Annotated in this window: 15 protein-coding genes; 9 read left to right on the top strand and 6 right to left on the bottom strand. The window is 59.0% G+C overall.

The window, feature by feature from the left end; genetic code table 11:
• Positions 1-9 precede the first annotated feature (9 nt).
• From BSU04_RS17725 to BSU04_RS17705, 5 genes are all read right to left on the bottom strand, one after another.
• Positions 10-333, bottom strand: coding sequence for a response regulator (locus BSU04_RS17725; RefSeq protein ID WP_089161830.1), 324 nt, complete (start codon positions 331-333; stop codon positions 10-12).
• 8 nt (positions 334-341) lie between these two features.
• Positions 342-1,160: a MipA/OmpV family protein gene (locus BSU04_RS17720; RefSeq protein WP_256982932.1), complete on the bottom strand. Its 819-nt coding sequence runs from the start codon at positions 1,158-1,160 to the stop codon at positions 342-344.
• Positions 1,161-1,668: 508 nt separating this feature from the next.
• Positions 1,669-1,869: a hypothetical protein gene (locus BSU04_RS17715; protein ID WP_089161829.1), complete on the bottom strand. Its 201-nt coding sequence runs from the start codon at positions 1,867-1,869 to the stop codon at positions 1,669-1,671.
• A gap of 85 nt (positions 1,870-1,954) precedes the next feature.
• On the bottom strand, positions 1,955-2,254 hold the full coding sequence (locus tag BSU04_RS17710) for an ArsR/SmtB family transcription factor (RefSeq protein ID WP_089161828.1): 300 nt from the start codon (positions 2,252-2,254) through the stop codon (positions 1,955-1,957).
• Positions 2,255-2,355: 101 nt separating this feature from the next.
• Positions 2,356-2,766, bottom strand: a complete 411-nt coding sequence (locus BSU04_RS17705) for a DJ-1/PfpI family protein (RefSeq protein WP_089161827.1) — start codon at positions 2,764-2,766, stop codon at positions 2,356-2,358.
• Positions 2,767-3,286: 520 nt separating this feature from the next.
• Between BSU04_RS17705 and BSU04_RS17700 the strand changes: the two genes are divergently transcribed.
• Both BSU04_RS17700 and mug read left to right on the top strand, forming a co-directional pair.
• A complete protein-coding gene (locus BSU04_RS17700) occupies positions 3,287-4,297 on the top strand; it encodes a GlxA family transcriptional regulator (RefSeq protein WP_089161826.1) in 1,011 nt (336 codons plus the stop codon).
• Positions 4,294-4,839: a G/U mismatch-specific DNA glycosylase gene (gene mug, locus BSU04_RS17695; protein WP_089161825.1), complete on the top strand. Its 546-nt coding sequence runs from the start codon at positions 4,294-4,296 to the stop codon at positions 4,837-4,839. The genes BSU04_RS17700 and mug overlap by 4 nt, the downstream gene beginning before the upstream one ends.
• Here mug and BSU04_RS17690 read toward each other — a convergent pair.
• Positions 4,800-5,732 (bottom strand): LysR family transcriptional regulator, encoded by a 933-nt coding sequence (locus BSU04_RS17690; protein ID WP_089161824.1) that lies wholly within the window; start codon positions 5,730-5,732, stop codon positions 4,800-4,802. The genes mug and BSU04_RS17690 overlap by 40 nt on opposite strands.
• Before the next feature lie 286 nt (positions 5,733-6,018).
• On the opposite strand from BSU04_RS17690, the gene BSU04_RS17685 reads away from it, so the two are divergent.
• The 7 genes from BSU04_RS17685 (at position 6,019) to BSU04_RS17650 (ending at position 14,119) form a co-directional block, all read left to right on the top strand.
• Positions 6,019-6,693, top strand: coding sequence for an antibiotic biosynthesis monooxygenase family protein (locus tag BSU04_RS17685; protein WP_089161823.1), 675 nt, complete (start codon positions 6,019-6,021; stop codon positions 6,691-6,693).
• Positions 6,694-6,799: 106 nt separating this feature from the next.
• Positions 6,800-8,425: an MFS transporter gene (locus BSU04_RS17680; protein ID WP_089161822.1), complete on the top strand. Its 1,626-nt coding sequence runs from the start codon at positions 6,800-6,802 to the stop codon at positions 8,423-8,425.
• A gap of 15 nt (positions 8,426-8,440) precedes the next feature.
• The gene (locus BSU04_RS17675; protein WP_089161821.1) at positions 8,441-9,517 is read left to right on the top strand and encodes an HlyD family secretion protein; all 1,077 of its coding nucleotides are present in this window, start codon (positions 8,441-8,443) and stop codon (positions 9,515-9,517) included.
• Positions 9,514-11,040 (top strand): efflux transporter outer membrane subunit, encoded by a 1,527-nt coding sequence (locus BSU04_RS17670; protein WP_089161820.1) that lies wholly within the window; start codon positions 9,514-9,516, stop codon positions 11,038-11,040. The genes BSU04_RS17675 and BSU04_RS17670 overlap by 4 nt, the downstream gene beginning before the upstream one ends.
• A 223-nt stretch (positions 11,041-11,263) precedes the next feature.
• Entirely contained in the window at positions 11,264-11,578 is a 315-nt protein-coding gene (locus BSU04_RS17665; protein WP_373452842.1) for a PadR family transcriptional regulator, read from the top strand.
• Positions 11,575-12,942 (top strand): GIN domain-containing protein, encoded by a 1,368-nt coding sequence (locus BSU04_RS47125; protein ID WP_218827304.1) that lies wholly within the window; start codon positions 11,575-11,577, stop codon positions 12,940-12,942. Before BSU04_RS17665 ends, BSU04_RS47125 begins: the two co-directional genes overlap by 4 nt.
• 34 nt (positions 12,943-12,976) lie before the next feature.
• A complete protein-coding gene (locus BSU04_RS17650; protein ID WP_218827303.1) occupies positions 12,977-14,119 on the top strand; it encodes a serine hydrolase domain-containing protein in 1,143 nt (380 codons plus the stop codon).
• The last annotated feature ends 15 nt before the right edge of the window (positions 14,120-14,134 follow it).

Below are 14,134 nucleotides of genomic sequence, written 5' to 3'. Positions count from 1 at the left end.
CTTGACTCATCAAAGCGCAATTCGGAGGCCAGCTGGTGAGCGCTTCTTATGCTCTCGCTCACCCGGAATGTATCCGGTGGAAAGTGATTGAATGCGTACAACACGATCGGGAGTCATGGTTCCGCCGGCACGCAAGGTTCGCAAGAAAAGCAGCCCGTCCCCGTCGGGCAAGCCGCGATCAAGGATCATCACCGAGTACTCGCCGTGGCTCAGGCCATAGGCTGCTTCAGAGAGATTGGTAAAGATATCGGTTTCGATTCCGGCAGCAGACAACGATTGCCGGATCATGCCCGCCAGGCGGGAATGATCTTCGATCAGTGCAATTCGCGACATAGGGCCGGTTAATTGAATTGATACAGATAGGCGACCTTGGCTTCAGGAATGAATCGCTTGCCGACGATCGGGCTGTCGGTTATTCCGCTACCCAAGTGGGCTATGCCCAGGTCAACGCTTACGAGTTGGCGGGGTGTTACGCGATAGTCGAACTTGGCGCCGACCGATTCCTTGTAAGAGGATGTCCCGGTGTATGCGGGTCGGCCGGCCTGCGCCTCCGACGTCCTCACGCCATAATAGTAATCAACGTACTTGCCGCTGTACCAATTCACTCCGGCATGGGGTTCTATAGAGAAGTTACCATAGTCCAGGGTCTTGCCGAACGCGATATCGGCCTTCTGTCCTTTGTTTCCACCACTCAGGTGCTCACCCGAAAGGTCGCCGTATTGCGTCGACCATTTGAGCGCGGGGCCCATCCAGAATGCGGCGCTGCGGGTTTGCATTCCATTGAGTATGGGTGCGTCGGAGCCCCTGTAGCCGTCTGCGATCGCGTAATTCCCGCGTAAGGTGACTGCAACACCGTCCCATCTCCCGACCTTCAGATCAACGGTTGTGCCAATTGCGTGTATCCATTTGTCGTCGAAAAAGAAGAACGGAACAGGCGTTATGTGCGTGCCATATCCTTTGTAAAGTGATTGCTCAAAGGCCACCCCGCCGCCAAGACCCCAATGGGTGACGTTCGTGGCATTGCTCAGAATTGCAAATCCGGTCGTGTCGGTGTTAGGCAGATTCGCGCTAGGACCCTCTGCCCAAGCCGCGCCCGAATACATCAGAGCGGATGCGACGGCGAATAGCAGTTGATGCTCGCGACGAAAGTGTTTTTTCACAGTAGTGCCTTTTATGGGGTTGGTCGTTGGGGCGTACTGTATGACCGGGGCACTTACTGTTCACTTACTGGGCGATCAATTACTTATGCGGAAGACGTTTCCAGACATGCGACATCTCACGTCGAGAGACGCGACGCTCGGTTGTAATCGTTTGATTTGAGATGGGAGTTTTCCGACATCAGCAGAATCTGGCGGCAGTATCGGGCATCGAGGGTGAACCTTGATACATTCGTCATCCTCATGATCGATGAGACTTCCCTATCATCGAGCAAGGCAAAGAAAGTTCGCAAATATCGACGCTGTCCCGAACGACTTCGATGGCGTTCGAGAACTCTCTCTCAGCGCCTCGTCACACCGGTACGCGCTGGATGGCTCCTGCGACCGCTCGAACGGCGAACAGGTATGCATCAACACCAAGGCCACATGTCACGCCGCGTGCCGCCAGCGAGATGAGCGAATATCAGCGGCCAGCCTGGCATCTCCGCTTTCTGGCCGGGTGCGCTAGCTACTATGCTTCGACAATGACCACGTCATAGTTTTCGTCGTCAAAAGCGACGAAAAACTCCTCGGGCAATAGCCACGAATCCACACTCACCGTCTTCGTGGCCACGTCGATGTTGACCTTCGCGTCGCCGTCGACACTCTTCACTGCAAGCTCAATCGTCGCAATATCGGCAGAACGGATTTCATTTTTCACTGAGAATTTCATGTTCACTTCACCAATCGGAAACGCTTCAATAAAGTGGGATCTATCGAGTCGTCGTGCCCCACACCTCGGTCGATCAAACCAGCGGCTACAGATGCAACCTGATCTGTGCCGCGAAGGCGCGAATGACGTCTTCATTTCGCGATAGAAACATCCACTGACCAACGCGGGTGGAAACAACCAGTCCCGCCTCAATCAATGCCGCGACGTGCGCTGATACGGTCGATTGAGATAGGCCACTGCGCGCGTGGATTGCATTTGACGGTACCCCGTAACCAAGATCGAAACATCCTTGCACGAAGTATTTTTTTGGTGTCTTTAACCACCTCAATATCTCGCGCCGAAACGGGTTTGCGAGTGCCTTATAGATTAAATCCTCGTCAGTCATAGGTATCGACAAGCACCACAATAGAAGCCAAACAAACAGACAAGAATCAAGCGGCAGCTACGAAACGCATAGTCCCTATCGCGTCGTGCCCTTGGGTCGCGTCACTCTTGGATCGCGTCACTCTTGGCGCGCCAATGCGTGGTCACCGCGCGATGGTCGGCAAGGCCGGCGCGCGCGATTAAAAACGCTCCGTTGGACACCGACGCGAGCCTTCGCACCCTGCGTCCTGCATCACTGAGTCGGTCCACCCGTTCGCAATGCCCAAGCCCTGGCTTGATGACCGGGGAACCCGGCACTACGACAATGTCAAATGAAATGTGCGAATCCACCAGGCACTCCGTGGTACCCACCGCTACGCCATTCGAGCAGAGGAAAGGCCCCGGGGACGTCCCCACGAGATGCAGATCGTACAGCGTTGCGCCGCACAAACGATTCGCTTCAAGGAAAACATCCATTGGGCCCGTCACTTCGAGCAGCCGAAATCTGACGTACAGCATCATCGCAACATGCATGCGCCGTTACTCCTCGAATTCACTGCGTAAGCGCGCCACGCATCTCGCCGCGTCAGGTCTGGCGAGGTAAAGCGAGGGCTGGCGTACTTTCAACATGATGAATCTGTCCTTGGGTTTGCGTCCCGTATCAACGTAGACCGCGACGTTTGAAGAAACGCCTGTAGCCGCGTCCATGAGACTCAAGTCTAATCAGCCGGCATGAGGGAGGAAACACGTGGATGTGGCCATGCCAGGCCAATCAACGTGAGATTTGGGCCAGCGGCACCGCGGCGGTAACGTCCTACGTTTCGTTAAGTAGCGTCAAAAAGGCGATGTCCATTGAACACCGCTCGAGGCCAGTCTCATTACGCTGACGCAAAAGACTCTTACCGGCTAGTACGTCCCCATTTTCAGGCTATTGCGGTAATCTTCCTTATCGCTCGTTGGTACCCATTGGCAGGCTTGGTCCACTCGTTGGGGTCAAGCCAACGGAATGGCCGGTATTGGAAACGGGCCCACCAACTCCACGAAGGGTCACGGCATGAAAGTCGCCATTGTTATATTCGATGGTGTGCAGTCGCTCGATGTTGCGGGCCCCCTCGACGTGTTCGCGGAAGCAAACACAATCCTTTCCGAACAGCAGAAATATGAAGTCTCCCTTATAGGCTCCCGCGCCGGGACCGTGACCTGCTCGAACGGGATGGGGCTGTCGGTGCCGTTTGGCTATGCGGATCTCGACACGCAATGGGACCTGCTACTGATCGCAGGAGGGCCGCAATTGCCTGACGCCAAACTGTCAGATGACTTTCTGAAGTGGCTGAAAAATCAGGCTAAAGACGCGAGACGGTTCGGCTCCGTGTGCAATGGCGCATTCGTGCTCGCACACGCGGGGCTGCTTGATGGCAAGGAAGTGACGACTCACTGGGCGGACGCGGGCCGCCTCGCCCAGGAATTTCCGCAGGCATGTGTGCAGCCCGACAAGATCTTCGTTCGTAACGGACGCCTCTTTACCTCGGCAGGCGTGACAGCCGGCATCGATCTGTGCCTGTCGCTGGTCGCCGAAGACTGGGGGCACGAGCTCGCGGTGCATGTCGCAAAACGTCTTGTCGTCTATATCCAGCGGGAAGGTGGCCAGTCTCAGTACAGCCCGTACATGGGAGCGGGGAGAGACGAAGATCCGATTATCCGCAAGGTGCACCGATATGTGACAGAGCATATAACCGATGCGCTCTCGATTGAACAGCTCGCGAAAGCGGTTGCAGTGAGCCGACGGACCTTCTCGAGATTATTTTCGAAGTATGCCAAGGTGACACCGTCCGTGTTTGTAGAGCAGGTTCGCGTCGACAGCGCGAGGAAGTTGCTGGAAGACACGGATGCACCGCTGAAGACCGTAGCATTTAAATGCGGCTTTCGCAGTGCCACGCATATGCGCACGACTTTCTCCCGACGGCTGGAGGTAACACCGAAGCAATATAGGCAACGATTCCGCGGCGAGGCGGGCAAGCAGCCATGGGCGGATAACGGCGCCCGCAAGCAAGTCTCTTTTCAATGACTGTCTCATCTGTAATTGCCGTTGATTCCGAACAAGCCCTTCCTGACCTGCTTGAGCCGGGCTTGTCGCTAATATTCTGCGGAATCAATCCAGGGATGCGTGCGGCATCGACAGGTCATCACTTTGAGGGCAGAGGCAATCGGTTCTGGCGGGTCATGCATCTTGCAGGCTTTACACCCGAACAGATTCGTCCCGAAGACGACCACACGATTCTTCGATACGGCTGCGGCCTCACCACGGTGGTCCCGCGAGCAACGGCGCAGGCCGCCGAGTTGTCGCGATCGGAGATCGAACAGGCCGGGGATGGATTCCGGCGAAAGATCGAGCAGTACGCACCGCGAAACATCGTTTTCCTCGGAAAGATGGCGTTGTCGGCGATCTCTGGTTCGCGCGATATCGATTGGGGGCTACAAACCAAGCCATTCGGCGGCGCTCGCGCGTGGGTCGTCCCCAATCCAAGCGGACTGAACAGGGCGTTCAACCTCGGTGCGTTGGTGGCCGCCTACCGGGACGTTCGCATTGCGGTAGCGTCCACACCCTGAAGGTGCGCGTTTTTGCGTAGCGTCTCGGTAACGAATTCGACGAAAGCGCGAATCTTGCCGCTGGTGCTTCGTCTCTCTACATGCAGCAGGCTCACCGGGGTCGACTCGGGCTCGAATGCGCTCAGGATAGCCTGGAGCCTGCCATCGTCTACCTCAGGAGCCGCCTGGTACGACAGAAACTGGGTTATCCCCACACCGTCCACGGCGGCGAGAACGGCAGCGGGACCCAGGTCGACAATCATCCGCGGCCGAAGTCGGACAGGCAACCTTGACCCGTTCTCGTTGAACACCCACTCAAGCGGCGGCGAGACGCCCGTGAAGGACACACAGTGATGATTGGCCAGATCCCGGGGGTGAAGGGGTTCCCCGTGCGCGGCGAGATAGGAGGGAGCCGCGTACGTCCGACGCCGCACAGAACCCAACGGAATGGCGAATGTCGAGGAGTCTCCGAGGTGGCCGACACGGATGGCAATATCCACCCCTTCCTCCAGAAGCCGCGTGGTTCGATCGGCATACACCGCATTGATGCTGACGTCCGGATAACGCAGCGCGAACGCGTTGACCAGAGGCGCAACATATCGCTGGCCAAACAGGACCGGTGCTGAAATGGTCAACGTACCTACGGGATTGAGTTGATCAGCCGCAATGTTGGCTTCTGCATCCGTGATGGCGTCCAACACCGTCCTGCAGGCTTCAAGGTAAGTCATTCCTGCATCGGTCGGACGAACCGATCGAGTCGTCCGGGCAAGCAGCGGTGTGCCGAGGCGCGCTTCCAGCGAACTGACCGCCCGCGAGACCGCAGCGGACGACATTCCGACTTTGTCAGCCGCACCAGTAAAGCTGCCTCGGTCGACGATGGCGACGAAAATCTCCATCTCACGCAATTTGTCCATTTCGTTCCCCCGGCTCCCCGCGTTCATATGTCGTGATTTTATGCGCTGTGATCCACCGACATGGCAAGAAGCCGCTGTTTATGTTTTTCGCGCGTCAGGGGAGTTTGCCTTATCAGCTTGCAAAGGACTCTTTCAGACCGTGATGGTTATCAGGACATCGGCGGCCCGGTTGGCAAGATTCATCCACTCTTTGGCCCAATACCTGACTAGCTTGAACCCCTATGAATGGGCCTGTCTCGGACAATTAGACCATGTTGTAAAGCCCAACCAAACGAGAGAGGCACCCATGTTTACCGCGATGCTTGAAGTTCACCCCATACCCGAACAGTTCGACGCCTATCTCGGCATGGCCAAGATGCTGCGTCCTGAACTCGAGAAGATCGACGGGTTTATAGACAACAACCGTTATGCAAGTCTCACACGCGATGGATGGCTTCTTTCGCTGTCGAGCTGGCGCGACGAGAAGGCGCTCATACGCTGGCGTAGCCTGGAGACGCACCACAAGATCATGCAAGCTGCGCGTGACCGGGTGTTTTCCGACTATCGCTTGCGCATTGGCCAGACCGTCAGCGATACCCAGTTGCCCGCCGGACAGGTGTTGCGTGAGCAGCGTCTGGATGTCACCGAGACAGGCCAAGGCACGGCAGTGACGCTGCATGATGGGAAATTTCCTCCGGAGTGGATCAAGCAGGCTGACGCGGAAGCGGTGGTGAAATCACTTGGAGTGGATACAAGCGCGCCGGGCCTCGTTTCCTGGGACGTCTTCGAGCACCTGATGACACCGGGGGACGTGATCGCAGTGCTCACGTGGCGCGACCAAGCGGCAATCGAAGCGTTCGAACGCCATGCCGCGACGACGGATGTGTTGCGCCTGCGCACTATCCGCATCATCCGGGAGTACGGCATGTTCGATCGCCGGGAAGCACCGCAATACTTTAAAGAGGCGCAACTGAAAGCGTAAACCGGTCGCATTGCGTTATCGGTGCTGGAGGATCTTCGTCTTTCGCTTGACCTCCAACAACAGCTAGTTAGCTATCCTTTCTAACCTGATCGGAAACGGGAGTCCTATGACTACAGGCAACTCTTTAGCAACTGAAACGGAAACGCCGACCATCGTACAGTCGTCGGCATCCGCGCCAGTGCCGGGGACACAGGCTCCTGCGCAGCCGGTGCTCACGCAATCCGCGCTTTCGCTCCGTCTTGCCGTTGGCCTGGTCGGAATGCTGCTTGCGTCTCTTCTGGCCATCCTCAACGAGCAGGTCACTGCAGTGTCGATGGCCGACATTCAGGGCGCGTTCTCGATTGGGCATGACGATGGAACCTGGCTGAGCGCTCTGTTCGAGGCGGCCAATGTCGCTACGATGGTGTTTGCGCCCTGGTTTGGGATCACGTTCACGCTCAAGCGGTTCACGATCGGCGCCGTGATTGCAACGATGCTTTTCGGCATCCTTTGCCCCTTCGCACCCAACGTGCTTACGCTTTACGTGTTGCGCGTTTTGCAGGGGATTGCCGGCGGATGCCTCCCCCCGATGTTGATCATCGTGGCGCTGCGCTATCTTCCGCCCAAAGTGAAGTTATACGGGCTCGCCGGGTACGCGCTCACAGCCACCTTCGGGCCGGCGCTCGGCACACCCCTCGCCGCTTTGTGGACCGAGTATGTCGGCTGGCAAATGGCCTTCTGGCAAATCGTGCCGCTTGGTATCGCATGCTGCGTGGCGATCCAGCAGGGGCTTCCGCCCGATCCGCTCAAACTCGAACGGCTCAAAGCATTCAACTGGACCGGATTTCTGACGGGGTTTCCGGCTGTCGCCATGCTCGTGACCGGCCTTCTGCAAGGAGACCGTCTTGACTGGCTCAATTCCGATTTCATTCGCGTGATGTTTATTGGCGGGGCGCTGCTGTTCGTGACTTTTCTCGCCAACGAGTGGTTTCATCCGCTTCCTTTTTTCAAGCTGCAATTGCTTTCGCGCAGAAACTTTACGCACGGACTGATGACACTCGTGGGCGCGGTAATACTGCTGGTTGGCGTGGCTGCAATCCCCGGCCAATATCTCGCCAAGGTTCACGCCTACAGGCCGCTGCAGACTGCACCCTTGTCGTTGCTGGTGGCAATCCCCCTATTGATCGCGCTTCCTCTGACGGCCGCCGTCCTGAACCTGCGGCGAGTCGACCACCGGTGGGTCATGGCAATTGGCTTGTCCCTCATGACCATCACGTGCCTGATGGGGAGCTTCATCACGTCCGAGTGGATCCGCAGCAATTTCTACTGGCTTCAATCCATACAAATCGTCGCGCAACCGATGGTGATCCTGGGAATCCTGATGGGCGTGACGACGGGCTTGGCCCCGACAGACGGTCCATTTGCTTCAGCGATGTTCAACTCGCTCAAAACGTTTTCCGCGGCTGGGGCGACGGGTCTCATCGAAGGGGTGGGTACCGGTCGCGAACGTCTTCATTCGAACATGCTCGTGGACCACTTGGGCAATCACGCGCTCGTGGCGAGCCAAAGCATCGACGCAACTCATGGTCTCGGCGAACTTGCACACCGGATCCACGAGCAGGCAGTGGTAATGACCTCGGCGGATCTCTATTGCGTCATGGCGGGTATTGCCATCGCCGTTCTTTTCCTCGTGCCAGTGTTACCTGTGCGTATTTATCCGCCGTGGTGCGCCACGCCCCCCTCTTCCCACTAAGGGACGATATTTATCATGTCATCCATTGCTCGATCTCCTCTCAAGATGATTCGTGTTGCTGCTCTGGTTGTCGCAGTCGGCGTTGGCGCATTGGCTTGCTCAAGCCTGTTAGGCCACTCGAGTACCGAATCCACAAACGATGCTTATGTAGAAGCCGATTTCACGCTCGTGGCGCCACGCATCGCCGGCCAGATATCCGACGTACTCGTCGACGACAACCAATCGGTAAAAGCCGGGCAGTTACTGGTGCGTATTGATGATCGTGACTTCAAGGCCGCATTGATGAGTGCGGAAGCGGACGTGGCTGTGGCACAGGCGTCCGTCGCAAACTACGACGCCGAGATCGCGCGGCAGCCCTCGCTCGTCGAGCAGACGCGCGCGACGCTCAAGTCCGACGACGCGTCGATCGAGTTTGCGCGAGCCAACGCCGCGCGGTATCAGAATCTCTCGGACGCCGGCGCAGGAACGGCCCAGGAGCAACAGCACGCCTCGAGCACGCTTGCCGAGCAGCTCGCGCAGCAGGCCCACGACCGGGCTGCGATGGCGTCCACCGAGCAGAACCTGGATGTACTGCGAACTCAGCGTGATAAAGCAGCAGGGGCGCTCGCACGCGCCGAGGCGGCACTCGGGCAGGCAAAGCTGAACCTGTCCTATACGGAGATTCACGCGCCCGTCGACGGCAAGGTTGGTCGGCGTTCTGCGCGGATTGGCGCATTCGTGACGCCCGGTGCGCCGGTCCTCGCGATCGTGCCGCTTTCCGAAGCCTATGTCGTCGCCAACTTCCAGGAAAACCAGATCACCAGCATGCGGCCTGGTGAAAGCGTGCGGATCAAGGTCGACAGCTTTCCTGGCGTTGTGATTCACGGCCGTGTCGATAGTCTCGCCCCTGCAACGGGTTTGAGCTTTGCGCCTATTGCACCCGACAACGCGACGGGCAACTTCACGAAGGTTGTCCAACGCGTACCTGTCAAGATCGCCATTGACCGCGGTCAAGAGGCGGCGTCTGCGTTAAGCGTGGGGCTATCTGTCGAAACGGAAGTCGCTGTCGGTCAGCATGGCGATGCGCCGTCCGAAGAGGGAGATAGAAAATGAATACGAATAACTTTTCCGTCAGCGCGTTAGTGCTGGAAATATTGGCGTGCCTTGTGATAGCGGGCTGTACCGTCGGGCCGGATTTCGAACGTCCAACGACGTCCGCGCCGCCGCAGGTCTTTGATCGTACCCAGTCTGCGCAAGCATCGAGCAAGGCAGCCGAATCCGGATTCAATTCAGATTGGTGGACGCTTTTTAACGACCCCACGTTGAACGCGCTCGAACAGCAACTGGCCGATGCGAACCTCGATGTGGCCGCGGCATCGGCACGCCTTCGGCAAAGCCGGGCCGAACAGCGCGTTGCGGGTGCGGCGCAATACCCGACGCTTGACAGCGCTGCATCATACGACCGCGAACGCGGAAGTCCGAACGGCATTCTGGGTCTGCTCGGGGTCAGCCCAACCAAAACCCAATCGCAATCTGCTTCGGGGGCTACGCCGCTTGGCGTGGCGCCGTTGCCGGGCTCCAAGGGTTCGCCGGCTTATAACCTCTATCAAGCTGGCTTCGATGCATCCTGGGAACTGGATATCTGGGGCCGGAATCAACGCGGTGTGGAAGCCGCATCCGCCCTGGCGGACGCTTCTTACGAAGACCGAAACGCCGTGTTGTTGTCCGCACGGGCCGAACTCGCGCGAGACTATATCGAGTTGCGCGATACACAATCATTGCTACGGATTGCGAAGCAAAATCTTGATATGGCGCGCAGTACCACGAAGCTCACGCAGGTACGGGTGCATGAAGGTGTGACGACGGATCTCGACGTCGCCAATGCTTCCGCGCAGGCGGAGTCAATCGAGAGTTTGATTCCGACGTTCGAATCGCGATGCGAGACCACGATCAACGCGATCGGCGTATTGCTCGCCGAGGAGCCGGGCGCGCTTGCGCAAACGCTTGGCGAGCCGCATGACGTGCCCGAGCTGCCTGCACAAGTGCCTATCGGCTTTCCGTCGGAACTGGTGCAGCGCAGACCGGATATAAGGAAGGCGGAAGCGGAGCTGCACGCGGCCACGGCGTCGATCGGCATGGCGAAAGCCGATTTTTATCCGCGGATATCGCTCAACGGCAGCGCGGGTTTCCAGAGTCTGCAGCTCTCGAGCCTCGCCAACTGGGCGTCTGGACAGTTTGTTGTCGGACCCTCCATTACCATGCCGATCTTCGAGGGTGGGCGCCTCAAGGGAACACTGTACCTTCGCGAGGCGCAGCAACAGGAGGCCGCAATCGTCTACAAACACACCGTGCTTGACGCTTGGCGCGAGGTGGACGATGCACTTGTCGTCTACGATGCCGAGCAGCGGCGCCGCGATCGGCTGACGGCTGTCGTTGCCCTGAACCAGCGCGCGCTCTCGGTAGCTCAGCAGCGCTACAAGGCTGGGGCACTCGACTATCTCGACGTGCTGAACGTGCAGAAGCAACTGCTCGAAGGCCAGAGCAATCTTGAACAAAGCAAGGCGACTGCTGACGCGAACCTCATCACTCTCTGTAAAGCACTCGGCGGCGGCTGGGAATCGACTTACGCCCATTGATACGTGTCGCGATGACGGCGGCACTGGGGCGGGCAAATGCCTTCGGGGATTTGTAGAACAGTGCTCATGTGCGGCCTGCTCGCCCCCGCACCTTTCAATTGAAATTTCCGACTCGTCAGCCCATGCGGCACCTCCTTGATAAATATCGACGCAGCTACCTTGCATAAACAGGTAGCGTGTTATATGTTTAACCTATTCACCGAGTTCGCATATGACCGAATCGATCCAGGTTCAACTGAAGAAAGGGGCACTTGATCTGTGCGTACTCGCTCTGTTGTCACGCGGGGAGAGCTATGGCTACGAGATCGCCAGCACGCTCGCCAGTGCCGTCGGCATGGGCGAAGGCACGATCTATCCGCTGATGCGTCGCATGCAGAACGACGGGCTGGTGGCAACCCGCCTGGTCGAATCGGCCAGCGGGCCTTCGCGTAAATATTATCGGCTCACGCCGATGGGCCAAGGCGCTCTGGAAGCGCATCGGCGTGACTGGCGGTCCTTCGTGGCCGCAGTCGATCAACTTCTCGGAGACCAGACGTGAACAGCGAAGCATTCTTGCGCACTCTGCGAGCTGGACTCGCCGGTCTGTCCAGGCAGGAGATCGAGGAGATCATCGCCGACTACGAAGCCCACTTTGCCGAAGCGCGCGCGTCGGGTCGCAGTGAGGCGGAGGTCGTCGAGGCTCTCGGCGACCCAACGCGGCTCGCCCGGGAGCTACGTGCTGAAACCGGCCTGCGGCGATTCGAGGCCCATCGCAGCGTTGGCAACCTCATCACCGCCATGCTTGCGCTGGCAGGTCTCGCGGCGGTCGACATCTTCTTCCTGATGCCGCTGCTGCTCGTCGTGGCGGCCCTCGCCCTCGGCCTTGGCATCGGTCTGGCGGCCCTCGGTGCTGTCGGAGTGCACATGATCTTCACCGTCGTGTTCTTCGCTCACGGCGGCTCGTTCGTGGGCGGCGTGGTCCGCTTCGTGGTCGGCATCGGGCTGATTGCCTGCCTCGTCGTCGGCGGCTCGCTGCTGCTGCTGGGACTCGGCGCGGGCGTGCGGATGCTCGGACGCTATATGCGGCTGCATTACCACCTGCTCGAACCCGGTCAGGACAGGCAGCAAGCGTCGCGTGAAGACATGTCGACGCAGAAGTGGAACGTGAGTAAAAGGCCGGCGTTGTTTGTAGTCGCGGGATCGACCGTCGCCATCGCTCTGCTTGCGCTCGGCAGTTCGCTCGCCGGATCACATCGGGATGGCGACCCGTCCTGGTGGCCGAAGGGGGGATGGCGTTGTGGTCCCTCGTGGTTCGACCGGGTACCTGCAAGCGGCGTCAATGCCGCGAACCCGGCCAGTACCTCGCCTGCCTCCGTGACGTTCCCATTCGAGGCGAACAACAGGCTCGATATCGATCTGCCGGCCTCTGTCACCTACCAGCCCGGCCCCAAAGCCGAGGCGACCGTGACCGGCGATTCCACTCTCGTCAGCCATGTGCGCATTGCTGATGGCAGGCTCGGGTTCGATAGCGGCCTCGGCTGCTCCCCAGTCACGCATCTCTCGGTTCGGCTGACGGCCCCATCGATCGCAACATGGGCAATCAGAGGCAACAGTGACCTCGTTTTATCGGGTATCGAACAGCAGAAGCTGCAACTGCGCATCACGGGGAGCGGCCATGTTGTCGCGAGCGGTGCCGTGCAGGTTGTCGCGCTCAATGTCGCGGGTTCGGGCGAGGCGCAACTGCAAGGACTCTCGGCCAGATCTGCCGAGATCGTGGTCCATGGCAGCGGCGAAGTGCAGGTCGCGGCGCAGGACAGCGCTGACATCGCCATCCGTGGCAGCGGTGTCGTGAAACTGCACGGCCATCCGGCGCAGTTGCATTCGGCCATATCGGGTAGCGGCCGTATCGAGAATACGCCCTAGCGACATCTAACGCTGGGCCTACAAGGAGACGTTGATGATCAGGACTACTAGCCGACGCGATATATTCAAACTAGCCGGCGCCGCATTGATAGCGAGCCAGATGCCGCTATTCGCCCAAGCTGCTTCCTGGGCAACGAAGCCCCCTGCTGCCTCCGCTTCCGGCTTTGCACCCGACCTCGAGGCCCGATTCGAGGCCTTTCGTGCTACCACCCCGCTGCAAAATCTGCACAGCGTCGTGGTTCTGCATGATGGGCACATAGCCTTCGAGCGCTATTTTTCGGGCCTTGATGAAACCCGGGGCGAAAGCGCTGGGCAGGTCGTGTTCGGTCCCGACACACAGCACGATCTGCGCTCTGTCACCAAGAGCCTCGTGTCGTTGCTCTACGGCATTGCGCTCGCGGACAAGCGCGTCCCGCCCGTCGATACGCCGCTCCTGTCGCAGTTCCCGGAATACCCTGACCTCGCTCGCGATCCTCAACGGGCGGATCTCACGATCGCCAATGCGCTGACCATGACGCTCGGCATGCAATGGAACGAGCAACTGTCGTATAGGGATCCGGCCAACAGCGAGTCGGCAATGGACGCGGCGCAAGATCGCTTTCGCTACGTGCTTGAGCGCCCGATCGTCGCTGCACCGGGCGAAGTCTGGATCTACAGCGGTGGCGCCGTTGCACTGATCGGACGCCTGATTGAGAAAGGCACCGGGCAAGCGCTCGAGGACTACGCGCGCTCGGCTCTTTTCGAGCCGCTTGGCATCGACAAGTTCTCATGGGCGAAAGGCACCGATGGAGAGGCGATTGCCGCCTCCGGGCTACGCCTGACGCCGCGTGAGCTCGCGCGTATAGGGCAATTGGTCCTCGCCCGTGGCCAATGGGAGGGCCGTACGATCGTGCCCGCAACGTGGCTCGACGCGAGCTTTACTCCCGCCGCTACGGTGCGTGACGGCCAGTCATATGGTTACCTGTGGCGGGTCGGCGAAATCGCCTATCCGAGCAAGGGCGGAATTCGGGGCGAGCACTACGTGATGGGTGTCGGCAACGGCGGACAGCTGCTGGCTATCGTTCCGGCGCGCGCATTGGTCGTAGTCGTCACAGCGGGAAATTACAACGCTCCGAAAGACTGGCAAGTGCCCGACGAAGTGCTGCGCCATTTCGTGTTGCCCAGCCTCAAGACGTGAGACGTGAGGTCCACG

This window comes from Caballeronia sordidicola (assembly GCF_002220365.1).
GTDB lineage: Bacteria > Pseudomonadota > Gammaproteobacteria > Burkholderiales > Burkholderiaceae > Caballeronia > Caballeronia sordidicola_C.
Note: the sequence above shows the minus strand (reverse complement) of the source record. Positions and strands in the feature narration are given on the sequence as shown.

What these genes read in the sequence shown, in the direction of transcription:
- BSU04_RS17710 (WP_089161828.1), bottom strand. Translation starts at nt 2,254, where the DNA reads ATGACTGACGAGGATTTAATCTATAAGGCACTCGCAAACCCGTTTCGG.
- BSU04_RS17690 (WP_089161824.1), bottom strand. Translation starts at nt 5,732, where the DNA reads ATGGACAAATTGCGTGAGATGGAGATTTTCGTCGCCATCGTCGACCGA.
- BSU04_RS17700 (WP_089161826.1), top strand. Translation starts at nt 3,287, where the DNA reads ATGAAAGTCGCCATTGTTATATTCGATGGTGTGCAGTCGCTCGATGTT.
- BSU04_RS17685 (WP_089161823.1), top strand. Translation starts at nt 6,019, where the DNA reads ATGTTTACCGCGATGCTTGAAGTTCACCCCATACCCGAACAGTTCGAC.
- BSU04_RS17715 (WP_089161829.1), bottom strand. Translation starts at nt 1,869, where the DNA reads ATGAAATTCTCAGTGAAAAATGAAATCCGTTCTGCCGATATTGCGACG.
- BSU04_RS17670 (WP_089161820.1), top strand. Translation starts at nt 9,514, where the DNA reads ATGAATACGAATAACTTTTCCGTCAGCGCGTTAGTGCTGGAAATATTG.
- BSU04_RS17725 (WP_089161830.1), bottom strand. Translation starts at nt 333, where the DNA reads ATGTCGCGAATTGCACTGATCGAAGATCATTCCCGCCTGGCGGGCATG.
- BSU04_RS17680 (WP_089161822.1), top strand. Translation starts at nt 6,800, where the DNA reads ATGACTACAGGCAACTCTTTAGCAACTGAAACGGAAACGCCGACCATC.
- BSU04_RS17705 (WP_089161827.1), bottom strand. Translation starts at nt 2,766, where the DNA reads ATGCATGTTGCGATGATGCTGTACGTCAGATTTCGGCTGCTCGAAGTG.
- mug (WP_089161825.1), top strand. Translation starts at nt 4,294, where the DNA reads ATGACTGTCTCATCTGTAATTGCCGTTGATTCCGAACAAGCCCTTCCT.
- BSU04_RS17675 (WP_089161821.1), top strand. Translation starts at nt 8,441, where the DNA reads ATGTCATCCATTGCTCGATCTCCTCTCAAGATGATTCGTGTTGCTGCT.
- BSU04_RS17650 (WP_218827303.1), top strand. Translation starts at nt 12,977, where the DNA reads ATGATCAGGACTACTAGCCGACGCGATATATTCAAACTAGCCGGCGCC.